Genomic DNA, 20,664 nt, shown 5'->3' with positions numbered 1-20,664 from the left:
CCGGCTAGGACGTTGCACCTGACATGAGCATCAAAAGCCCCCTCCTTGCCCGCCCCGGAGCCGTCGAAGCTTCCAGCGCTGATGCCGGTACGGCAGCCCACTACGGCGACCCCCTGCGTGAACAGCGTGCACTGGCACGCGGCGAAGCGATAACCGACCTCTCCAGCCGCGGCGTCGTCACCGTCAGCGGTGAAGACAGGCTGAGCTGGCTGAACACCCTTTCCTCCCAGCAGGTCACCAACCTTCGTCCGGGCGAAAGTTCGGAACTGCTGCTGCTCAGCATCCAGGGCCGGATCGAGCATGATGCCCGCATCCTGGATGACGGCGAACGGGCCTGGCTGATCGTGGAGGGCGCCGAGGCGCCGCAGCTGGCGGACTGGCTGAACAGCATGAAGTTCATGCTCCGGGTGGAGATCCAGGACGTAACAGCCGACTGGGCTGTGGCCGGCTCAGTTGCGCCGGTGCCGGCCTGGACAGACTTCGCCGTCTGGACAGACCCCTGGCCTCGGGTAGGCCCGGGCGGGCACGCCTACACGGAGACGGCGGATCCTGCGCACCCCGGCCACGAGCGCCCCTGGTACGAATACCTGATTCCCCGGGAAGGGTTCGAAGCCGCCGTCGATGCGTCCGGACTGCCCCTGGCCGGGTCCATGGCCGCCGAGGCACTGCGCATCGCGGCGTGGCGCCCGCGCCTTGGCGCGGAGACGGATGACAAGAGCATTCCGCATGAGCTGGACCTGATCCGGACCGCCGTCCACCTTTCCAAGGGCTGCTACAAGGGACAGGAAACCATTGCCCGGGTGCACAACCTGGGCCATCCGCCGCGCCGGCTGGTTTTCCTGCAGCTGGATGGATCGCAGCACACCCTTCCGGCCGCCGAGAGTCCGGTCAAGCTCGGTGAGCGGGTCGTTGGCCGGGTGACCTCCGTGGCGCAGCACTACGAGATGGGGCCGGTTGCCCTGGCGGTGGTCAAGCGCTCGGTGGATCCTGAGGCGCAGCTGGTGGTTGAGGATGAAGGTGAACTCTACGCCGCGGCACAGGAACTCGTGGTTTCTCCCAACGCGGGTCAGGCCGTGGGCCGCCCCACCGGCCTGCTGCGGACTCCACGCTCCCGTGCCTAGCGCCGGAGCACTTCTGGCAGGATCTATCATCGCCGGCGGCTGCCGGCAGGGAAGGACAAGGTTGATGGCTGAGACACCGGACCAGGCACAGACGAACGCTGCAGACCCGGAGATGCTTGAACTCGCCGAACGGCTGTTCGACGGCGCCCGCCAGGGGGACACCGAACTGCTGCGGACCTACGTCAGCGCCGGGGTGCCCGTCACGCTGACCAACGCTGCGGGGGATTCACTGCTCATGCTTGCGGCCTATCACGGGCATGCCGGAACGGTGCAGGCGCTTGTCGAGCTCGGCGCCGACGTCAACACGCTCAACGACCGCGGGCAGTCTCCGCTGGCAGGTGCCGTGTTCAAGGGATATGCGGACGTTGTCCGCACCCTGCTGGCTGCCGGTGCGGATGCCGACGCCGGAAATCCGTCGGCGCGTGCCACGGCCGCCTACTTCCAGCGCGCGGACCTGCTCGAAGGCTAGCCGGAGGCCACGGGGCCACGGGGCCCGGGCTTCATAGCAGCAATGCCAAGCCGCCCGTGGACCGCTAGACCGGCAGGGACACCGAGGTGCAGAGCCCGGCTGAGACAAAGCCTGCCCCGGACGCCATGCGGCTGGCCCCCAGGTTGTTGGACTGGATGCGGGACTGCGGGATCAGCCCGGCTGCCATCGCGTCTTCCACGGCGATGGAGGTCACATAGGAACCGAGCCCCCGCATTCGGTGGTTCGGATCCGTGAGGGTTCCAACGTCCGCGAGGATCCCTTCCCGGATGCTGTAGCCCGCACCGGCAACGGGAACCGGTGTGCCGGGGCCCGTGTCGTCGACGAGGATGAAGAGGATCTCGCGGCCGGAGAGTTTGGCTTCCACGACGTCGTCCGGCGGGCACAGCCGCTCAAGGGCTTCGGCGTAGTGGTAGTCGTCCGCCACGGCAAGTTCTTCCGCCGCCGGGATCGGCGGATAGGAATCGGTGTAGTACAGGTGTTCCTCCGCCATTCCCCGGCCGCCGTGGTCGAGGGAGAGGCGCAGCAGCCCGGAGAAGCTGCTGAGCTCCTCAGTGCTTTTGGAACGCACCTGTTCGGCGGCCCACTCGGGGCCGGAGAAGACTTCGCGGCCGAACAGCCGGACGAACCTGACTTCGTTCGCTTCGTCGTGCACGTCGTAAATGCGCTCTTCGTCTTCCGCAGCTGAGAGAGCGTCGTCTTCCAGTCCCAGCCTGCGGGACCAGGCGAGCTGGATAATGGCAATTGTGCCGGGGTCAAGGTCCATAGGACTCAAGCTACACGGGTGTGCGCAGGGCGGCGCAAGGTTCGGATAGCAAACTGATAGGGGACCTAACCAAAAAGAATGGCCGCCTCGTTGTAGCGGTGCTCGGGAACGGTCTTGAGGTTGTCCAGGGCCTTCTCGAACCCTACGCGGACAATGTCGGTTCCATGCAGGGACACCATGGTTCCCCACAGTCCGTCCATGACCGAATCTACGGCAGCCATACCCAGCCGGGTGGCCAGGACACGGTCGAAGGCGGTGGGGACTCCGCCGCGCTGGATGTGGCCCAGCACGGTGGCGCGGGTTTCGATTCCGGTGCGCGCCTCGATTTCCGGGGCGAGCAGCTCTCCGATCCCGCCGAGCCGGGGACGGCCGAAGGAATCAAGTCCGCGTTCGGAGTGCGGCGCTTCCATGTCTGTGGTGACGAAGCCCTCCGCCACAACCACCAGGGGCGCGCGGCCACGGTCCCTGGCCTCGGTCACCCACTGGGCAATCTGGTCCAGGCTCACGGGCTTCTCGGGTATCAGGATGGCGTGGGCACCGGACGCCATGCCGGAATGCAGGGCGATCCAGCCCACATGGCGGCCCATGACTTCAGCGACCATGCACCGGTGGTGGGACTCGCCGGTGGTGCGGAGGCGGTCAATCGCTTCGGTGGCAATCTGGACCGCCGTATCGAAGCCGAAGGTGAAGTCGGTGGCGTCCAGGTCATTGTCCACGGTCTTGGGAACGCCGACGATCTTCAGTCCGGCGTCGGTCAGGCGCTGGGCGGCAGCGAGGGTACCTTCGCCGCCGATGGCGATCACGGCGTCGATCCCGAGCCGTTCGAGCGTCTTCCGGATGTTCTCGGGTCCGCCGTTGGGGCCCTCGAAGGGATTGGTGCGGGAGGTGCCCAGGATGGTTCCGCCCTGTTTGGAGATGCCGCGAACCCGGGTTCGGGGCAGGTCGATGACGTCGCCGTCGACCACACCGCGCCATCCGTCGAGGAAACCGACGAACTCAACGTTATGGGTCTTGATCCCGTTGAGGACCGCTCCGCGGATGACCGCGTTCAGTCCGGGGCAGTCGCCCCCGCTGGTAAGGATGCCGATCTTCATTACGTGACCCCTGGATCTGGTAGGTGGGCGGCGGCCTCCTACGATTCTAGCCACGCCCGGCCCGGTGCACGGTGCCCGGCACTCCCACCGGGCGCTGCATGACGCGGATTGACCGCCGCTGCACGCAGAAGGACGTGCCGGGCCGGCGGGGAATCAGCGCTTAACGAGCTTCTCGAGCATGATCTTGCCGTCCGTGGTGGGCAGCAGGAGCCAGGCCACCAGGTACGTGCCGATGCCAATGAACGGCAGCAGGAAGCTCAGCAGGACCGCAATGCGGACGAGGGAAACATCCCAGCCGAATTTCAGGGCTATGCCGGCACAGATTCCTGCCAGCCAGCCGCCGCGGGCCCGTTTGATGGGGGAGGAGCGCAATACATCGAAAAACTTGTCCATCGGTTGATTCTTTCCTTCTTCGTCGATTCGTACACTCTTTACCGGCCGTTTCGGCCAGGGGCGAAACGGCCGGGGGAAGTCCTACGCGGCGCGGTTCTTCCCCAGGACGGCCAGCAGGCCGCCAATAACCAGTGCCGCACCGGCCCCGATGAGCAGGCCCAGCAGGACAACCCCGGTGTCCAGCCGGATTCCGGTGAGCTGGACTGCGAGGATCAAGGCCCCCGCCACCGCAAGGACCAGGCCCCAGACGATTGTGCCTACGCGCAGCGGCCGGCGCTCGGGTTCGTTTTCCTGGACATATCCGGCGTCCGAAGCTGCCCCGAAGACGGCCGGATCGGAGTCGTAGCTGCGTGGTTGGTTCGTGGATTCGCTCATCGGTCCAGGCTGCTTTCGTCCGTGGTCACCAGGACGTTGCTGGCGACACCTTTGATTTCAATGATGATGCGGTTGCCCCGTGCACCGGGGTTCAGTTGCCGCTCCTGCGGACCGACCCACAGGCCTCCCGCGGAGCTGTACCTGCCGTCGTGTTCGAGTTCCACGTTGCCAAGGGCCATCTCCGAGTAGACCGAGACGGGAACGTTGTCCGGCACCAGGATGCTGAGGTCCCCGGCCGCCACGCTCACCGGAACGGTGACGTCACCTTCCCTGAGTTCACCCGCCAGTCCGCGCAGGTCCAGGTTCCCGTCCGCAGCGGCGACGCTGTAGCCTTCAGACGCCGCGGCTGACTGGCTGGCACTCCAGTTGGACTGGTTGGCAACCACAAGGTTGCGGTAGGCGAAGCTGCCGTTGAACAGCAGGGCGGCGATCAGGGCAAGGACGCCGAGCCCTCCTGCGAGCCCGGAGGACCTGCCGGCCGCGCCCAGTCCCACAATCCCGAGTCCGAACACAACACCGGCTGCTGCCAGGGCCACCGTCACCGGAGATCCGGTCTCATAGATGCCGCTGTAGTCCAGGGCAAGCAGCACCCCTGCGGCCAGGAGGGCAAAGCCGCAGATCAGGGCAACCCAGGACGCCGGCGGGTGGTAGCTGACCGTCTTGGGTTCCTTGCCCGGCGGGGGGAACTGCACGTAGTAGCCGCCAAATTCCGGGTTGGTGGCAGCTGCCTGCCCGGCTGCCGGCGCAGCGTGCGCGCCGTAGGAGAGGGGCATGGTCGGTGCCTCCGGGCCGGGATAGCCCGCCGGCCGCGGGTCCATAGTGGCAGGGCCGGAAGCATGCGCCGCCACATCCTGGGCGGCGTCCGCCTTTTCCCCGTATGAGCCGGCCGAGGAGAAGCCCTGCGTGTGCGGCTGGTTCGGATAGGCATCCCCCTGCGCAGCGCCGGCGGGCTGGCCGGCCGGGCTGTTGCCGCTCCCCAGGGGCTTGCCGTTGTTCCGCGTGGTGAGCCAGTAGATCCCCAGGACCAGCGCCGCTACCCAGAACAGGCCCCAGAACACGGACCCAAACCAACCGTCATTGGCCCAGAAGGAGATCCCGGGACCGCTCAGGCCCAGGACGGTAAAGACCAGGGCTCCGGTCATCCCGGCGGTCCAGGAACCCCGGACGGCCCCTTCCAGGTGGATTCGTCCGTCCGGCTCGGGCAGCAGTGCCCAGGCAACGCCATAGAGGACGACGCCGATGCCGAAGATCGACAGCACGATCACCAGGCCGCGGACAAGGATCGGGTCCAGTCCGGTGCGCTGGGCGATGCCTCCGGCCACGCCGCCTATCCACCGGTCGGGGGAGCGGCGGATGCCCAGTTGGCGGATCCAGGCAAAGAATGAGTTCTCGGGGGCCGCGCCGTGCGGCGGTGTGCCGGGCATGGGCTGCGGTGCCGGCGGGGTGTGTTCCCCGCCGGGGTTTCCGGGGTCAGTTGAGTGCGGGTTCATGCTTCCAGTCTTCCAACCAGGGAACATCCGCACATCCGGGTTTCCCCTGAGCGGCCCCTGAACGTACCCCTGAACGGGGAGCCGGAAAGGAAATATGTGCTGGTGACCGGCCGTCGCCGTGCTTGGATTGGAGCATGAGACCTCCCCTGCTCCGCCCCCCCGAGAAGGTGGTTGCCGGTGTCTGTTCCGGGCTGGCAGTTCACCTCGGCATGCCCGCAGGGACCGTCCGCCTCCTCATGGTGGTGCTTGCGCTCGTGGGAGGTGCCGGCGTCGTTCTCTATGGCTGGCTGTGGATCATGGTGCCCACCGCTGAGGAACAGGCCGCGGCGGGGGACAGGAATCCCCGCAGCGTGGCTGAGAACTTCGCCCGGTACCTGCAGCAGGGCCAGCAGTCCCGGACGGGTGCTGCCGGTTTGATCGGCAGCCGCGAGATCCTGATTGGTCTCGCCCTGCTGGGCCTGGCTGCCACGGTGGTGGCCCAGGCACTCGGAGCGCAGATCAACCTCCAGCTGATCTTCCCGTTCGCCGTGATCGCTGCCGGGGCCGTCCTGGCCTGGTCACAGCTGGACGCGAGCCGGAAAGCCGGACTCGTTGCCGGTGCCGGAGCGGACCGGAAAATGGGGCTGCTTCGGCTCGCTGCCGGCCTGGTACTGGTCATTGCCGGTTTCCTGCTGGTCGTCTCCGGATCCATCACGTGGGACGTGCTGCTGGCTGCTTCCCTGGCTTCGCTGGCGGTCCTGGCGGGCATCGCGCTGGTGCTGGCACCCTGGGCGGTCCGCTGGTGGCGCGCGTTCCAGGCTGAACGCGCCGGCCGGATCCGGCAGACCGAACGCGCGGAGATTGCTGCCCACCTCCATGACTCGGTGCTGCAGACGCTGGCCATGATCCAGAACCGCGCGGGCTCCGAGGCGGAGGTCATCAAACTGGCCCGTGCCCAGGAACGTGAACTGCGCCAATGGCTTTACGCGGACCCGGAGAAGGGCACAGGGACGCTGGCGGACGCGTTGAAGGGCGTGGCCGCGGAGGTTGAAGACGCCTACGGGCATCCGGTGGACTTCGTCGCCGTCGGAACCGCGGAGCTCACGGTCCAGAGTTCCGCGCTGGTGCAGGCGGCCAGGGCTGCGCTGTTCAACGCGGCGCAGCACGCCGGCGGCCAGATCTCCCTCTATCTGGAGTGCGGTCCCGAGGCCGCGGAGGTGTTCGTCCGTGACCGCGGCGCTGGCTTTGACCCGGATGCGATCCCGCAGGACCGGCTGGGCCTGCGGGAATCAATCATCGGACGCATGCAGCGCCACGGCGGCACCGCGCGGATCCGAACCAGCCCGACCGGCACCGAGATACATTTGGCATTGCCCCTGGCCGGAGCGGACGCACCGGCAGGACAGCAGAAGGAAGCGGAGAACACGTGAGCATGGCGGCAGAATCCATTGACGTAGTGGTGGTGGACGACCACGCCATTTTTCGGTCCGGGCTCAAGGCGGACCTCGACGCGCGGATCAACGTCGTGGCGGAGGCAGCCACGGTTGAAAGCGCAGTCGCGGCCATCCGCAGCGCCAGTCCCCAGGTAGTCCTGCTGGATGTCCACCTCCCGGGCGGCTCCGGGGGAGGAGGGGCGGAAGTCATCGCTGGATGCGCGGACCTCCTGGCCTCCACCCGGTTCCTGGCGCTGAGTGTTTCCGACGCCGCAGAGGACGTTGTCACCGTGATCCGCGCCGGAGCGCGGGGCTACGTCACCAAGACCATTTCCGGTGCGGAGATTTCCGACGCCGTTGTCCGGGTGGCGGGCGGCGACGCCGTGTTCTCACCCCGCCTCGCCGGCTTCGTCCTGGACGCTTTCGGAGCGTCCACAACCGTCAGTGTGGATGACGAACTGGACCGTCTCTCGGTCCGGGAACGCGAGGTCATGCGGCTGATTGCCCGCGGCTACAGCTACAAGGAGGTGGCCCGGGAACTGTTCATTTCGGTAAAGACCGTTGAGACGCACGTCTCCGCAGTCCTGCGGAAGCTGCAGCTCTCATCCAGGCACGAACTGACCCGGTGGGCTGCAGCCCGCAGGCTGCTCTAGGCCTTGGCCCTTCCCAGGAAATCCTTCAGCCGGTCCATGCCGGTGGCCAGGTCCTCGTCGCCCAGGGCGTAGGACAGGCGCAGGTACCCGGAGGGGCCGAACGCTTCGCCGGGAACCACGGCAACTTCCACCGCGTCCAGGATCAACGCGGCGAGCTCCGCGGACGTCTGCGGACGGACCGGTCCCGCGGCGTTGGGGAATTCGCGGCCCAGCAGTCCCCGCACATCGGGGTAGGCGTAGAAGGCGCCCTCGGGCATCGGGCAGACGACGCCGTCGATTGAGTTGAGTGCCTCCACCATGGCGCGCCGGCGGCGGTCGAAGGAAACCTTCATCTCGTCGACTGCGGTGAGCGGACCCGAGACGGCGGCCAGCGCGGCCATCTGCGAGATGTTGGAGACGTTGGAGGAGAGGTGGGACTGGAGGTTGGTCGCAGCCTTGATGATGTCAGGCGCGGCGATCATCCATCCAACGCGCCAACCGGTCATGGCGTAGGTCTTGGCGACGCCGTTGAGGATGACCACCTTGTCTCCCAGTTCCGGGCAGCGGGTGGCAATGGATGTGAAGGGCACGCCGCCGTAGGTGAGGTGCTCGTAGATCTCGTCGGTGACCACGAACAGGCCGTGGTCCGCGGCCCACATCCCAATCTCGGCGACGTCGTCGGACGGGTACACCGCGCCGGTCGGATTGGAGGGGGAGACAAAGAGCAGCACCTTCGTGCGTTCCGTCAGGGCAGCGTCCAGCTGGGAGACAGTGACGCGGTAGTCCTGTTCCGGCCCCGCGAAGATCTCCACGGGAACGCCGCCGGCAAGGCGGATTGCCTCGGGGTACGTGGTCCAGTACGGAGTGGGGACCAGCACTTCGTCGCCCGGGTTGAGCAGGGTGGCGAATGCCTCGTAGACGGCCTGCTTGCCGCCGTTTGTCACCAGCACCTGGGACGGATCCACCGAATAGCCCGAATCTCGCAGCGTCTTATCCGCGATCGCCTTCTTCAGCTCCGGCAGGCCGGAGGCAGGGGAGTAGCGGTGGAAGCGGGGATCCTGCGCAGCTGCAACGGCGGCGTCGACGATGTACCCGGGGGTCGGAAAATCGGGCTCGCCGGCACCGAAGCTGATGACCGGGCGGCCGGCAGCCTTCAGGGCCTTGGCCTTCGCGTCGACTGCAAGGGTGGCGGATTCCGCAATGGAGGCGATGCGCTCTGAGATTCGGCCGTTGGAAGGCATGGCGTTCCCGTCTGGTTTGGTACTGGATGCGTGCTGTATTGAGTTTGTACGTGCGTGTGGCCTGCGGTTTCGCCCGGAAGGACTGGGTCCTCCGGGAAGGGGCACGGCGTTACCTTATGCAAGCCAAGCTTAGGCGTGCGGGGGAGACATTGCAGTCTTTTACAGTTCCGTGGCCGGGCGCGGTGCCCGGAATCCCTCCCCGGCAGCCCGCTGCTGCCGCCGTCCGGATGCAGGGTTTGGGACGTGCCGGGAGTCCGGTTCGACTCGGGGGCAAAGATTGCGTAGACTTGTTCCTCGGTGTTGTTCTCTCGATGCTGGAGCATGCCCGCGGACCGGTTAGGTTATGAGCGGGATGTGCCGGTAAAGTAGAACTCTCCCGAAGGGTAGTGGCGCAATTGGTAGCGCAGCGGTCTCCAAAACCGCAGGTTGCAGGTTCGAGTCCTGTCTGCCCTGCGCATGACGTCGGTTTCGCCGTCTAAAGCAGTCCTTCATGAAGCAGCGGTGCCCAGCCTGAGGCTGCGGACCCGTGAACCGAACAGATGAGTGAGGCGAAAGGTGACCGAGACAGCTGCCAGCAGCTCCAAGGGACACCCCTCCGGCAAGCCTGCGAAGAAGCGGGGCTTCTTCGGCGCCATTGCTCTCTTCCTGCGCCAGGTTATTGCAGAACTGAAGAAGGTTGTAACCCCCACCCGCAAGGAGCTGGTTCGGTTCACCATCGTGGTTCTCGCCTTCGTGGTGGTCATGATTATCATCGTGTCCCTTCTGGACTTTGTCTTTGGTGCTGGCGCACTGTGGATCTTCGGTTCGGGCGGCGGCGAAAGCTAGCCATCGAATTCTCTGCCGCCAGCCGCGCGGGGAAGGTCCGTTCGAAGAACTGAGCTAGTGACAGACCAATAGAGCTGAAGAAGAAAGCAGGAACCTACGTGTCCGAGCAAGAACTCGAATCACAGATCAATGACGAAACCGCTGATCTGGATACCGAGGATCAGGTGACCGAAGCAGCCGCTGCGGCGGATGCCGGTGACGCATCGGCCGAAGACGCGGAGAATGCTGACCAGGCTCCCGCCGAAGAAGCAGAGGCCGGCGACGAAACCCCTGCCGCAGCCGAGCCCGAAGAAGACCCCGTTGCCGCCTTCAAGGCAAAGCTGCGCCGCCAGGAGGGTGACTGGTACGTCATTCACTCCTACGCAGGTTACGAAAACCGCGTAAAGGCGAACCTCGAGACCCGCATCCAGACCCTTGACATGGAAGAGAACATCTTCCAGATCGAGGTTCCGATGGAAGAAGTCGTCGAGATCAAGAACACCACCCGCAAGATCGTGAACCGCGTCCGCATCCCCGGCTACGTGCTGGTGCGCATGGAACTCACGGATGCGTCCTGGGGCGTTGTCCGCCACACCCCCGGTGTGACCGGATTCGTCGGAAACGCACACAATCCGGTCCCGCTGAGCCTGGACGAAGTCTTCTCCATGCTTGAGCACACCGTGGTGTCCCCGAAGACCACCGCATCCGGTGCACCGGCGAAGGCAGCCCAGGCACCCATCGCCGTGGACTTCGAGGTTGGCGAGTCCGTGACCGTCAACGAGGGACCGTTCGAGACCCTCCCGGCCACGATCTCCGAGATCAAGCCCGAATCCCAGCAGCTGGTTGTCCTGGTGACCATCTTCGAGCGCGAAACCCCGGTTACGCTCTCCTTCGGACAGGTCACCAAGATCCAGTAACAGACTTCGCTGCGTGCAGGACTGCTTTATCCTGCACGGCAGCGTACGGCCGCCGCGCCACGGCGGCCACCAACCCGGACGGACGCTCCTGTCCTTCGGGAACTTATTTCAGAGAAGGACCCTTTCATGGCCCCCAAGAAAAAGGTCACCGGCCTTATCAAGCTGCAGATCAATGCAGGCGCCGCCAACCCGGCTCCTCCGATTGGTCCCGCCCTTGGCCAGCACGGTGTCAACATCATGGAATTCTGCAAGGCGTACAACGCTGCGACGGAATCCCAGCGCGGAAACGTCATCCCGGTTGAAATCACGGTTTACGAAGACCGTTCCTTCACCTTCATCACCAAGACGCCTCCGGCAGCCGAACTGATCAAGAAGGCTGCAGGCGTAGCCAAGGGTTCCGGCACCCCGCACACCGTCAAGGTTGCGAAGCTGACCCAGGCACAGGTCGAAGAGATCGCCACGCAGAAGATGGAAGACCTGAACGCCAACGACGTCCAGGCCGCCGCCAAGATCATCGCCGGCACCGCCCGCTCCATGGGCATCACCGTCGAAGGCTAATAACGCCTCACCGCACGGCCGAACGGCCGGGCACAACCAAAATCATTCAGCCGAACCGCCCGCAACGGGCGTCCGGCACGTGGCAGGGCCGAGCGCGGTCCGACAGACCACAACTGCACAAGGAGAAAAAGCAGATGGCAAAGCGCAGCAAAGCATATGAAGCCGCTGTGGCAAAGATCGACGCGGACAAGCTGTACGCGCCGGCCGAAGCCGTAGCACTGGCCAAGGAAACCAACCCGTCCAAGACGGACGCCACCGTTGAGGTTGCTTTCCGCCTGGGCGTTGACCCCCGCAAGGCTGATCAGATGATCCGCGGCACGGTCAACCTGCCCAACGGCACGGGCAAGACCGCCCGCGTCCTCGTCTTCGCCACCGGCGAGAAGGCCGAAGCAGCTATTGCTGCCGGCGCCGACTTCGTTGGTTCCGACGACATGATCGAAAAGGTCGCAGCAGGCTGGACCGACTTCGACGCCGCAGTGGCTACCCCGGACCTCATGGGCAAGGTTGGCCGCCTGGGCCGCGTGCTCGGCCCGCGTAACCTCATGCCGAACCCGAAGACCGGCACCGTGACCCCGAACGTCGCCAAGGCTGTCTCCGACATCAAGGGCGGCAAGATCGACTTCCGCGTCGACAAGCACTCCAACCTGCACTTCATCATTGGCAAGACGTCCTTCGACGCCCAGAAGCTGGCCGAGAACTACGCCGCTGCCCTGGAAGAAGTACTTCGCCTGAAGCCGTCCGCAGCCAAGGGCCGCTACATCCAGAAGGCAACCGTGACCACCACCTTCGGCCCCGGCATCGCCGTGGACCCGAACGTCACCAAGGTCCTCGCCGACGCATAGTCGACGTACCGCTTGGGGAGGATTCCTCCCCGCAAACGGCCGCAGCACATGCTGCGGCCGTTTTGTGTTTCCGGGGCGGTACACGCTTTGGTTCCGGAGGCGTTCTCCGGAAGGATGAGGAGCATGACCGACTTGTCCATTGAACCCCTGGTCCTGCCGCAGAGCACGGAATCGCCGGATGCGGAAGACTTCCTGGCTGCTGCCCGGGTCTTCAACGCCCAGCAGCGCGAGATGTGGGGCAATGACGACTTTCTCGAGACGCCCCAGGCGCAGCTCGCCAGGCTGCGGAGCACACCCACCCGCCGGCGTCAGCTGCTGGTTGCCCGTGCCGGGGCCGGACAGCAGATCCTCGGCGTGGCCCAGGTGAGCTTTCCCCTGACTGACAACCTGCACACGGGCACGATGAACGTTGTGGTGGATGCCCGTTCGCGGCGAAGGGGCGTCGGAACGGCGCTTAGTGCTGCTGCCGAGAAGCTGGCCGCCGCAGACGGCCGGAGAGCGCTGATAGCCGAGACCGATCATCCGCTGCGTGGAAGCAAGGGCCCATCCGCCCAGGGGCCGGCGTCGTTCATCCCGCAGGATGCCGCGGCTTGCTTCGCTGTGGCCCGCGGGTTCAACCTTGAACTCGTTGAGCGGATCAGCCGGCTTGACCTGCAGGAGGAAGGTGCCGCCGAAGGTTCTCCGCAGAGTGTCCCGGGTCCCGCCTACGAACTGCTCTTCTGGCAGGGCGCGTGCCCCGTTGAGCTGGTGGATGCCTATGCCCGGTTGAGGCAGAAAATGAGCACCGACGCTCCGCAGGGAGGGCTGGACCTGGCTCCGGAAGCCTGGGACGGTGAGAGGGTCCGCGAAGCCGAGGGCAAGGCCCACGCGATGGGGTATGACGTGCTCGTGTGCGCCGCACGACACAGGACCTCGGGCGAGCTCGCGGGCCATACGGTGCTGGAAGTTAACCGGGGCAACCCGGCCGTGGCCTACCAGGACGATACGCTCGTGCTGCAGGGCCACAGAGGTAACCGGCTGGGAATGGTGATGAAGGCCGGAAACCTCCGGCGGCTGGGGCAGCTCTTCCCCGCGGTGCAGCGGGTCTACACCTGGAACGCGGAGGAGAACCGGTACATGCTCGCGGTGAACGAGCAGCTCGGATTCCGGGCCATCGGGTACGCGGGGGAGTGGCAGAAGCCGCTTTCCCGGGGCTAAACCGGATTTGGTCCCTGCCCGGATCTCCCGTACTCTTGAACTACCAAAGACCGTCGGTCGATGTGCCTTCAATCCCACAGCAAAGCTGAACCTTCAGTTTCCGTGTGTGGAATCCGGTTGGAGAACCATCCGAAAGTCCCTTCCAAGGGCGGCCTGCGCAGGTGAACGAAGTGAACTCCGGGAGAAATTCCGTTGAGTGCCGCCCCGTGCATCTGTCCGGGGCGTTTTTTGTGTTTGGGACCCGATCCACCGGCATTATTTTCCCCGGAAGGAGGGTTATGGCAACGCCAACCAAGGTGTCAGCAGTTGAAGAAATCACCAACGATTTCAAGGATTCAACCGCCGCTGTCCTAACCGAATACCGCGGGCTCACCGTTGCACAGCTCAAGGAGCTGCGCCGTTCGCTCGGCCAGGACACCAAGTACTCGGTCGTCAAGAACACCCTGACGGGCATTGCAGCCAAGGAAGCCGGCATCGACGCGTTCGATGGCCAGCTCTCCGGCCCCACTGCAATCGCCTTCATCAAGGGTGACGCAGTTGCCGCTGCGAAGAGCCTGACGGATTTTGCAAAGACCAACCCGCAGCTGATCATCAAGACCGGTATCTTCGAGGGCAACGCCCTTGACGCCTCCGGTGTTGCTGCCCTGGCTGCGCTCGAGTCCCGCGAGTTCCAGCTTGCCCGCGTCGCCGGTGTCCTCAAGGCCCCGATGTCCATGCTGGCCCGCTCTGTCGATGCCCTGCGCATCAAGCTCGAAGAAGAAGGCGGCGCTGCTGCTCCCGCTGCGGAGGAAGCCCCGGCTGCCGCAGAAGAAGCACCGGCCGCCGAAGCAGCCACCGAAGAGTAAACCCTCTTCACCCTCAACTCCCGGTGCCTTAGCGCACCACTTATAGGAAGGACGCCACATCATGGCGAAGCTCACCAACGAAGAGCTCATTGAAGCTTTCAAGGAACTGTCCATCATCGAGCTCTCCGACTTCGTGAAGCTCTTCGAAGAGACCTTCGACGTCACCGCTGCTGCTGTTGCAGTTGCCGGCCCGGCTGGCGGCGGCGCTGCTGAAGCTGCTGAAGAGAAGAGCGAATTCGACGTTATCCTCGAAGCCGCTGGCGACAAGAAGATCGCAGTGATCAAGGAAGTCCGCGCGCTGACTTCCCTGGGCCTGAAGGAAGCCAAGGACCTGGTTGACGGTGCTCCGAAGGCTATCCTCGAAGGCGCCAACAAGGAGACCGCTGACAAGGCGAAGGAAGCTCTCGAGGCTGCCGGCGCCACGGTTACCCTCAAGTAGTACCGCTTCTGCGGCACGCCGCAGGACAGAAAAAACCCCCGCTTCGTTTCGAAGCGGGGGTTTTTTCATGCGTGCATCCTGGCGCTAGGGGAGCGGATCGGTGATCTCCGCGACCGTGGCGTCCAAGGCTGTGAGCAGGGCATCCCCGTCAACAAAGAGGCTGGCTCCATGCTCACCGGCGCCCATCGAGACCCGGCGGCCCCGGATGCCCGGTGCAGCAAAAACAGGCCACGCAACCGTGCTGCCCAGCGGAGTGATGGTGCCGCGGGCATAGCCGGTGGCCTCAAAGGCTTCATCGGCAGGCGGGAGCATCAGTTTGTTGGCGCCCGCGGCCGCACGGAGCTTAGGCCAGGAAATCTGGGCGTCCCCCGGCACCAGGACGAACAGGTACTCGCCCGCTTTGCGCCGGACAACGAGCGACTTCACGATGTCCGCCGGAGTAATGCCAAGCATTTCGGCTGCTTCGGCCAGGCTTCCGGCCGGCGGCCTGTCGACTACCTCAACGTCCAGGCCAAGGTGCGCCGCAGCGGCCAGCACGCGGCTCCGTCCAGCAGGTAGGGACTCCAAACCTTAGGCCCTGTACAGCAGCAGGGCTTCACCCTGTCCACCGCCTCCGCAGAGTCCGACGGCGGCGCGCCCAGAACCTCGGCGGTTCAGCTCGTGCGCCGCGTGCAGTGCAAGCCGGGCACCGGACGCACCGATGGGGTGGCCGAGGGCTATGGCGCCGCCGTGGATGTTGCAGTCCGCGAGGTCGACGCCGAGCTCCTGCAGGGACTGGACGGCTACGGAGCCGAACGCCTCGTTGATCTCGACAAAATCCAGGTCAGCCGCAGTCCAGCCGGCGCGCTTGAGCGCCTGCGCAATGGCATTGGAAGGCTGCGAGTGCAGGCTGTTGTCCGGCCCGGCAACTTGTCCGGGCATTCCGACGGCGGCAAGGATGGGCAGGCCCTGTTCCTCGGCGAAGGCACGCGTGGTCAGGACCAGTGCGCTGGCGCCGTCGGACAGCGGCGAAGAGTTGCCGGCCGTAATGGTGCCTTCCGGGTCGAAAGCAGGGCGCAGTCCCGCGAGAGTCTCCACCGTGGTGGCCGGGCGGACACCTTCGTCGGCCGTGAGCACCACGGGATCGCCCTTGCGTTGGGGAACGGTGACCGGGGTGATTTCGACGTCGAAGATCCCGGCTTCGGCGGCCGCGGCGGCCCGCTGGTGCGAAGCCGCGGCAACTTCGTCCTGTGCTGTCCGGCTAATGCCAAGGGCGCCGTTGCCCCGCTCGGTGGAAACACCCATGGACTCGTTGTCGAAGGCATCCGTCAGCCCGTCGTGGGCCACGGAGTCCAGCACGGACATGCTGCCGTAGTTCCAGCCCTGGCGGGAACCGGGCAGCACATGCGGCCCGCGGGTCATTGATTCCTGGCCGCCGGCCACCACCACGGTGGCCTCGCCGCCGCGGATGAGCCGTGCAGCGTCGATCACCGCCGCAAGGCCGGAGAGGCACACCTTATTGATGGTCACGGTGGGTACGTCCCAGCCCAGTCCTGCCTTGATGGCCGACTGGCGGGCCGGGTTCTGGCCGCAGCCGGCCTGCACGACGTGGCCCATGATCACGCTGTCTACCTGGGAAGCGTCGACGCCGGAGCGCTCCAGGGCACCGGCAATGGCGAAGGCTCCCAGTTCGACGGCGGTGAAAGAGGCCAGCTGGCCGTTCAGCCGGCCCTGCGGGGTACGTGCGCCGCCCACTATGACAACTTCGGGTGCCGGCGCTGTTCCGGATCCTGCAAATGCGTCAGTGCTCATGGCCGCTAGTCCGCTTTCAATAGAGGTTTTAACAGAGGTTTCAACAGAGATTCCAACATGAGGTTCACGAGAAAATGATCCGATGGTCCTGCGGATTCGCCTATAGGCTACCCGCTCGCCGTGGCGGGGAACACATTTGGGTGCCGGGTCCGTAGCCGGTTTAGCGGGCCGCGGGGCGCAGGCGCCGGAGCTGTGGACGGAAATCGCGCGGATCCGCCGGACTTGGGGTACTCTATGGAGGTAGCCACGCGTCACATCGGTTCGCTGGCACCGCCCGCAGCTCCCCGGCAGGAAGCCGCAGCGCAGGAACTTTGAAGATTCCCGCTGCAGGATCCGGGGTTGAGCTGGCAGGGGTTTCGATTACCGGGTAGACTTCTGTGTCCCCAATGCCCTATAGTAGATATTTGCTTCCCTCTCTTAACCTTCAGCCTTCATATAGCGGTGGGCTGTGTCACGGGCCAGGCGGCGTCCGAAGTGTCCACGCAGGCGTTCCAAACGCACGCGCGCTGGGCATGCCACGGCGCCCGGGACCGCCAGGACGCACGCGGACCAGGTCCGTCAGTGCAGAGTGGGAGCGCGAAACACGCCTGAAGGTCTGTGGAAGGATCCCTCTTGGTCGCCTCGAGCACCTCTAATAATGCAACCGCTACCAATCCGGAGAACGCAGCTTCCCGGATTTCATTCGCAAAGATTCACGAACCGCTGGATGTTCCCAATCTTCTTGCCCTGCAGACGGACAGCTTTGACTGGCTCGTAGGCAACGAGCGCTGGAAGGAACGCCTGCGGAAGGCCCAGGAAGAGGGCGACGCCGGTTTCGCCACTACCTCCGGCCTCGCGGACATCTTCGAAGAAATTTCCCCGATCGAAGATTTCCAGGGCACCATGTCCCTGAGCTTCTCGGAGCCGGAATTCGCTGATCCGAAGTACACCATGGCCGAGTGCAAGGACCGGGACGCAACGTACTCGGCACCGCTGTACGTCAAGGCCGAGTTCATGAACAACAACACGGGTGAAATCAAGCAGCAGACCGTGTTCATGGGCGACTTCCCGCTGATGACGGACAAGGGTACCTTCGTCATCAACGGCACTGAGCGCGTCGTCGTCTCGCAGCTGGTCCGTTCCCCGGGCGCCTACTTCGAGCGCGCCGCTGACAAGACCAGTGACAAGGACATCTACACCGCGAAGATCATTCCTTCCCGCGGTGCATGGTTCGAACTCGAAATCGACAAGCGGGACCAGGTTGGCGTCCGCCTGGACCGCAAGCGCAAGCAGTCGGTCACCATCCTGCTCAAGGCCCTCGGCTGGACCGAAGGCCAGATCCTGGAAACGTTCGGCGAGTACGACTCGATCCGCGCCACCCTGGAGAAGGATCCCACCGAAACCCAGGAAGATGCCCTGCTGGACATCTACCGCAAGCTCCGTCCGGGAGAGCCGCCCACGGTTGAGGCTGCCAAGACGCTGCTGGAGAACCTGTACTTCAACCCGAAGCGCTACGACCTGGCGAAGGTTGGCCGTTACAAGATCAACCGCAAGCTCGGCGTCGAAAAGCCGATTGGCGACGCTGACGCTTCGGTCCTGAACATCGACGACATCGTCGCGATGATCAAGTTCCTCGTGGCACTGCACGCCGGCGAGAAGACCATCCCGGGCAAGCGCGACGGCCAGGACGTGGACATCCGCGTTGAGGTTGACGACATCGACCACTTCGGTAACCGTCGCATCCGCGCCGTCGGCGAACTGATCGAGAACCAGATCCGCACCGGTCTTTCCCGCATGGAGCGTGTTGTCCGCGAACGGATGACCACTCAGGACGTCGAGGCAATTACGCCGCAGACCCTGATCAACATCCGTCCGGTCGTTGCTGCGATCAAGGAGTTCTTCGGAACCTCCCAGCTCTCGCAGTTCATGGACCAGAACAACCCGCTGGCCGGCCTGACCCACAAGCGCCGCCTTTCCGCGCTGGGCCCGGGCGGTCTGTCCCGTGACCGTGCAGGCATGGAAGTCCGAGACGTCCACCCCTCGCACTACGGACGCATGTGCCCCATCGAAACCCCTGAAGGCCCGAACATCGGCCTGATCGGTTCGCTGGCCTCCTACGCCCGGATCAACGCCTTCGGCTTCATCGAAACCCCGTACCGCAAGGTAGTGGACGGCGTCGTCACCGACCAGGTCGATTACCTGACCGCGGATGACGAAGTAGAGCGCACGATCGCACAGGCAAACGCCCCGCTGCGCGAAGACATGCACTTCGAAGAGGACCTCGTCCTCGTCCGTGCCCGCGGCGGATCCGGCGAGCCCGTGCTCGTCGAGCCCGAAGGCGTGGAGTACATGGACGTTTCCCCGCGCCAGATGGTGTCGGTTGCAACGGCCCTGATTCCGTTCCTCGAGCATGACGATGCCAACCGCGCCCTCATGGGTGCGAACATGCAGCGCCAGGCCGTGCCGCTGCTCCGTTCCGAGCGTCCCGTCGTGGGCACCGGTATGGAGAAGTACGCAGCTATTGACGCCGGTGATTCCGTCACCGCCGCCAAGGCCGGCGTCGTCACCGAGGTTTCGGCTGACCTGGTTACCGTCATGAACGACGACGGCACCGAGACCAGCTACCCGATCATGAAGTTCGCACGCTCGAACCAGGGCAACGCCTACAACCAGCGCGTGATCGTCTCCGAGGGCACCCGCGTTGAGGTCAACGACGTCATCGCCGACGGCCCCTCCACGGACCAGGGTGAACTGGCACTGGGCAAGAACCTGCTCGTGGCATTCATGTCCTGGGAAGGCCACAACTACGAAGATGCCATCATCCTCTCGCAGCGCATGGTCTCCGACGATGTCCTGACCTCGATCCACATCGAGGAGCACGAAGTCGATGCCCGCGACACCAAGCTTGGTGCCGAGGAAATCACCCGTGACATCCCGAACGTGTCCGAGGAAGTCCTCTCCCAGCTCGACGAGCGCGGCATCATCCACATCGGTGCCGAGGTCGAAGCAGGAGACATCCTGGTTGGCCGCGTGACCCCGAAGGGCGAAACGGAACTGACCCCCGAAGAGCGCCTGCTGCGCGCCATCTTCGGCGAGAAGAGCCGCGAAGTCCGCGACACCTCCCTGAAGGTTCCCCACGGCGAGTCCGGAACCGTCATCGGCGTGCGCATCTTCGACCGCGACAACGACGACGAGCTGCCCCCGGGCGTGAACCAGCTGGTCCGTGTCTACGTGGCCCACAAGCGCAAGATCACGGACGGCGACAAGCTGGCCGGCCGCCACGGCAACAAGGGCGTCATCTCCAAGATCCTCCCGATCGAAGACATGCCGTTCCTGGAAGACGGCACCCCCGTCGACATCGTCCTGAACCCGCTGGGTGTTCCGGGCCGAATGAACGTCGGACAGGTCCTGGAAATCCACCTCGGCTGGGCTGCCAAGCAGGGCTGGAAGATCGAAGGCGAGCCGGACTGGGTCAAGGACCTGCCCGCCCTGCCGCGTGAAACCGGACCCACCACCGTTGCCACCCCGGTGTTCGACGGCGCCAGCGAGGATGAAATCACCAACCTCCTGGACTCCACGAACGTCACCCGCGACGGCGACCGCCTGATCGGATCTTCCGGAAAGGCCCGCCTGTTCGACGGCCGTTCCGGCCAGCCGTTCCCGGATCCGATCTCCGTTGGCTACATGTACATCCTGAAGCTGCACCACCTTGTCGACGACAAGATCCACGCACGCTCCACGGGTCCGTACTCCATGATCACGCAGCAGCCGCTGGGTGGTAAGGCACAGTTCGGTGGCCAGCGCTTCGGTGAAATGGAAGTCTGGGCCCTGGAAGCCTACGGTGCCGCTTACACCCTGCAGGAACTGCTCACCATCAAGTCCGATGACATCCACGGCCGCGTCAAGGTCTACGAAGCCATCGTCAAGGGTGAGAACATCCCGGAGCCCGGCGTTCCGGAATCGTTCAAGGTGCTCATCAAGGAAATGCAGTCGCTGTGCCTGAACGTGGAAGTCCTTTCCACCGAAGGCAACACGATTGAAATGCGTGACTCGGATGAAGAAGTCTTCCGGGCCGCGGAAGAGCTGGGTATTGATCTGTCCCGCGCAGAGCCGAGCTCAGTAGAAGAGGTTTAGGTTTCATCCGTCCTGGCTCCGCACCGGTGCCCGGAACGGCGGCAACGAAATTCCGCAGCTCGCAGAGCTCGCTGGGAATATTAAAGCCGCCTTCCTCCGGACACCGGCGCGGGGCTGGGCTTGGATCTTTCCTTTCGCTTCTTCCCG

The 20,664-nt window shown here is 64.9% G+C and carries 20 protein-coding genes and 1 tRNA gene; 13 read left to right on the top strand and 8 right to left on the bottom strand.

Features of this window, described 5'->3' with window-relative positions; genetic code table 11:
• Nucleotides 1-23: 23 nt before the first annotated feature.
• Both ygfZ and GD628_RS02415 read left to right on the top strand, forming a co-directional pair.
• Nucleotides 24-1,121: a CAF17-like 4Fe-4S cluster assembly/insertion protein YgfZ gene (gene ygfZ / locus GD628_RS02420; RefSeq protein ID WP_152273719.1), complete on the top strand. Its 1,098-nt coding sequence runs from the start codon at nucleotides 24-26 to the stop codon at nucleotides 1,119-1,121.
• A 64-nt stretch (nucleotides 1,122-1,185) separates the two neighbouring features.
• On the top strand, nucleotides 1,186-1,590 hold the full coding sequence (locus GD628_RS02415) for an ankyrin repeat domain-containing protein (RefSeq protein ID WP_152273718.1): 405 nt from the start codon (nucleotides 1,186-1,188) through the stop codon (nucleotides 1,588-1,590).
• A 64-nt stretch (nucleotides 1,591-1,654) separates the two neighbouring features.
• Here GD628_RS02415 and GD628_RS02410 read toward each other — a convergent pair whose 3' ends face one another.
• The 5 genes from GD628_RS02410 to GD628_RS02390 form a co-directional block, all read right to left on the bottom strand.
• Nucleotides 1,655-2,374, bottom strand: a complete 720-nt coding sequence (locus GD628_RS02410) for a GNAT family N-acetyltransferase (RefSeq protein WP_091602557.1) — start codon at nucleotides 2,372-2,374, stop codon at nucleotides 1,655-1,657.
• 65 nt (nucleotides 2,375-2,439) lie between these two features.
• A complete protein-coding gene (locus tag GD628_RS02405) occupies nucleotides 2,440-3,468 on the bottom strand; it encodes a 6-phosphofructokinase (RefSeq protein ID WP_091602560.1) in 1,029 nt (342 codons plus the stop codon).
• 153 nt (nucleotides 3,469-3,621) lie between these two features.
• Nucleotides 3,622-3,861, bottom strand: a complete 240-nt coding sequence (locus tag GD628_RS02400; protein WP_152273717.1) for a PspC domain-containing protein — start codon at nucleotides 3,859-3,861, stop codon at nucleotides 3,622-3,624.
• Nucleotides 3,862-3,942: 81 nt separating this feature from the next.
• Nucleotides 3,943-4,236 carry a hypothetical protein gene (locus GD628_RS16595; RefSeq protein ID WP_226802303.1) on the bottom strand — a complete coding sequence of 98 codons (294 nt, stop codon included), beginning with the start codon at nucleotides 4,234-4,236 and terminating at the stop codon, nucleotides 3,943-3,945.
• Nucleotides 4,233-5,726 carry a PspC domain-containing protein gene (locus GD628_RS02390; RefSeq protein WP_193313179.1) on the bottom strand — a complete coding sequence of 498 codons (1,494 nt, stop codon included), beginning with the start codon at nucleotides 5,724-5,726 and terminating at the stop codon, nucleotides 4,233-4,235. The genes GD628_RS16595 and GD628_RS02390 overlap by 4 nt, the downstream gene beginning before the upstream one ends.
• Nucleotides 5,727-5,860: 134 nt before the next feature.
• Between GD628_RS02390 and GD628_RS02385 the strand changes: the two genes are divergently transcribed.
• Both GD628_RS02385 and GD628_RS02380 read left to right on the top strand, forming a co-directional pair.
• Complete coding sequence (locus GD628_RS02385) at nucleotides 5,861-7,135, top strand: ATP-binding protein (RefSeq protein ID WP_152273715.1); 1,275 nt, start codon at nucleotides 5,861-5,863, stop codon at nucleotides 7,133-7,135.
• Nucleotides 7,136-7,137: 2 nt separating this feature from the next.
• Entirely contained in the window at nucleotides 7,138-7,791 is a 654-nt protein-coding gene (locus tag GD628_RS02380) for a LuxR C-terminal-related transcriptional regulator (protein ID WP_091602572.1), read from the top strand.
• On the opposite strand, the gene GD628_RS02375 is transcribed toward GD628_RS02380, so the two are convergent.
• Nucleotides 7,788-9,011, bottom strand: a complete 1,224-nt coding sequence (locus GD628_RS02375; protein WP_152273714.1) for a pyridoxal phosphate-dependent aminotransferase — start codon at nucleotides 9,009-9,011, stop codon at nucleotides 7,788-7,790. The two genes, GD628_RS02380 and GD628_RS02375, sit on opposite strands and share 4 nt — an antisense overlap.
• A gap of 380 nt (nucleotides 9,012-9,391) precedes the next feature.
• On the opposite strand from GD628_RS02375, the gene GD628_RS02370 reads away from it, so the two are divergent.
• The 8 genes from GD628_RS02370 to rplL all read left to right on the top strand — a co-directional run bounded on the left by GD628_RS02370 (nucleotide 9,392) and on the right by rplL (nucleotide 14,613).
• Nucleotides 9,392-9,464 (top strand) — tRNA-Trp (locus tag GD628_RS02370).
• A gap of 102 nt (nucleotides 9,465-9,566) precedes the next feature.
• Nucleotides 9,567-9,836, top strand: a complete 270-nt coding sequence (secE, locus tag GD628_RS02365) for a preprotein translocase subunit SecE (protein WP_091602578.1) — start codon at nucleotides 9,567-9,569, stop codon at nucleotides 9,834-9,836.
• Nucleotides 9,837-9,934: 98 nt separating this feature from the next.
• The gene (gene nusG / locus GD628_RS02360) at nucleotides 9,935-10,732 is read left to right on the top strand and encodes a transcription termination/antitermination protein NusG (protein WP_091602581.1); all 798 of its coding nucleotides are present in this window, start codon (nucleotides 9,935-9,937) and stop codon (nucleotides 10,730-10,732) included.
• Nucleotides 10,733-10,858: 126 nt separating this feature from the next.
• Nucleotides 10,859-11,290: a 50S ribosomal protein L11 gene (gene rplK / locus GD628_RS02355; protein ID WP_091602584.1), complete on the top strand. Its 432-nt coding sequence runs from the start codon at nucleotides 10,859-10,861 to the stop codon at nucleotides 11,288-11,290.
• 134 nt (nucleotides 11,291-11,424) lie between these two features.
• Entirely contained in the window at nucleotides 11,425-12,132 is a 708-nt protein-coding gene (rplA, locus tag GD628_RS02350; RefSeq protein ID WP_091602587.1) for a 50S ribosomal protein L1, read from the top strand.
• Nucleotides 12,133-12,255: 123 nt separating this feature from the next.
• A complete protein-coding gene (locus GD628_RS02345) occupies nucleotides 12,256-13,329 on the top strand; it encodes a GNAT family N-acetyltransferase (RefSeq protein ID WP_193313178.1) in 1,074 nt (357 codons plus the stop codon).
• A gap of 278 nt (nucleotides 13,330-13,607) precedes the next feature.
• Nucleotides 13,608-14,174 carry a 50S ribosomal protein L10 gene (gene rplJ, locus GD628_RS02340; RefSeq protein ID WP_091602593.1) on the top strand — a complete coding sequence of 189 codons (567 nt, stop codon included), beginning with the start codon at nucleotides 13,608-13,610 and terminating at the stop codon, nucleotides 14,172-14,174.
• A gap of 61 nt (nucleotides 14,175-14,235) precedes the next feature.
• Nucleotides 14,236-14,613, top strand: coding sequence for a 50S ribosomal protein L7/L12 (gene rplL / locus GD628_RS02335; RefSeq protein WP_091602597.1), 378 nt, complete (start codon nucleotides 14,236-14,238; stop codon nucleotides 14,611-14,613).
• Between the two features lie 84 nt (nucleotides 14,614-14,697).
• Here the strand turns inward: rplL and GD628_RS02330 are convergent, their stop codons facing one another.
• Nucleotides 14,698-15,150, bottom strand: coding sequence for an aminoacyl-tRNA deacylase (locus GD628_RS02330; protein WP_226802302.1), 453 nt, complete (start codon nucleotides 15,148-15,150; stop codon nucleotides 14,698-14,700).
• Between the two features lie 33 nt (nucleotides 15,151-15,183).
• Entirely contained in the window at nucleotides 15,184-16,404 is a 1,221-nt protein-coding gene (locus tag GD628_RS02325) for an acetyl-CoA C-acetyltransferase (protein ID WP_091602604.1), read from the bottom strand.
• A 612-nt stretch (nucleotides 16,405-17,016) separates the two neighbouring features.
• On the opposite strand from GD628_RS02325, the gene rpoB reads away from it, so the two are divergent.
• Nucleotides 17,017-20,517 (top strand): DNA-directed RNA polymerase subunit beta, encoded by a 3,501-nt coding sequence (gene rpoB, locus GD628_RS02320; protein ID WP_091602607.1) that lies wholly within the window; start codon nucleotides 17,017-17,019, stop codon nucleotides 20,515-20,517.
• The last annotated feature ends 147 nt before the right edge of the window (nucleotides 20,518-20,664 follow it).

This window comes from Arthrobacter koreensis, assembly GCF_009193255.1.
Classification (GTDB): Bacteria; Actinomycetota; Actinomycetes; order Actinomycetales; family Micrococcaceae; genus Arthrobacter_B; species Arthrobacter_B koreensis.
The sequence above is the reverse complement of the archived record's forward strand: the minus strand, read 5'-3'. Positions and strand labels throughout refer to the sequence as shown.

Coding starts and splice junctions, on each gene's coding strand:
- ygfZ (WP_152273719.1), top strand. CDS start 24: ATGAGCATCAAAAGCCCCCTCCTTGCCCGCCCCGGAGCCGTCGAAGCT.
- GD628_RS02415 (WP_152273718.1), top strand. CDS start 1,186: ATGGCTGAGACACCGGACCAGGCACAGACGAACGCTGCAGACCCGGAG.
- GD628_RS02410 (WP_091602557.1), bottom strand. CDS start 2,374: ATGGACCTTGACCCCGGCACAATTGCCATTATCCAGCTCGCCTGGTCC.
- GD628_RS02405 (WP_091602560.1), bottom strand. CDS start 3,468: ATGAAGATCGGCATCCTTACCAGCGGGGGCGACTGCCCCGGACTGAAC.
- GD628_RS02400 (WP_152273717.1), bottom strand. CDS start 3,861: ATGGACAAGTTTTTCGATGTATTGCGCTCCTCCCCCATCAAACGGGCC.
- GD628_RS16595 (WP_226802303.1), bottom strand. CDS start 4,236: ATGAGCGAATCCACGAACCAACCACGCAGCTACGACTCCGATCCGGCC.
- GD628_RS02390 (WP_193313179.1), bottom strand. CDS start 5,726: ATGAACCCGCACTCAACTGACCCCGGAAACCCCGGCGGGGAACACACC.
- GD628_RS02385 (WP_152273715.1), top strand. CDS start 5,861: ATGAGACCTCCCCTGCTCCGCCCCCCCGAGAAGGTGGTTGCCGGTGTC.
- GD628_RS02380 (WP_091602572.1), top strand. CDS start 7,138: ATGGCGGCAGAATCCATTGACGTAGTGGTGGTGGACGACCACGCCATT.
- GD628_RS02375 (WP_152273714.1), bottom strand. CDS start 9,011: ATGCCTTCCAACGGCCGAATCTCAGAGCGCATCGCCTCCATTGCGGAA.
- rplK (WP_091602584.1), top strand. CDS start 10,859: ATGGCCCCCAAGAAAAAGGTCACCGGCCTTATCAAGCTGCAGATCAAT.
- rplA (WP_091602587.1), top strand. CDS start 11,425: ATGGCAAAGCGCAGCAAAGCATATGAAGCCGCTGTGGCAAAGATCGAC.
- GD628_RS02345 (WP_193313178.1), top strand. CDS start 12,256: ATGACCGACTTGTCCATTGAACCCCTGGTCCTGCCGCAGAGCACGGAA.
- rplJ (WP_091602593.1), top strand. CDS start 13,608: ATGGCAACGCCAACCAAGGTGTCAGCAGTTGAAGAAATCACCAACGAT.
- rplL (WP_091602597.1), top strand. CDS start 14,236: ATGGCGAAGCTCACCAACGAAGAGCTCATTGAAGCTTTCAAGGAACTG.
- GD628_RS02325 (WP_091602604.1), bottom strand. CDS start 16,404: ATGAGCACTGACGCATTTGCAGGATCCGGAACAGCGCCGGCACCCGAA.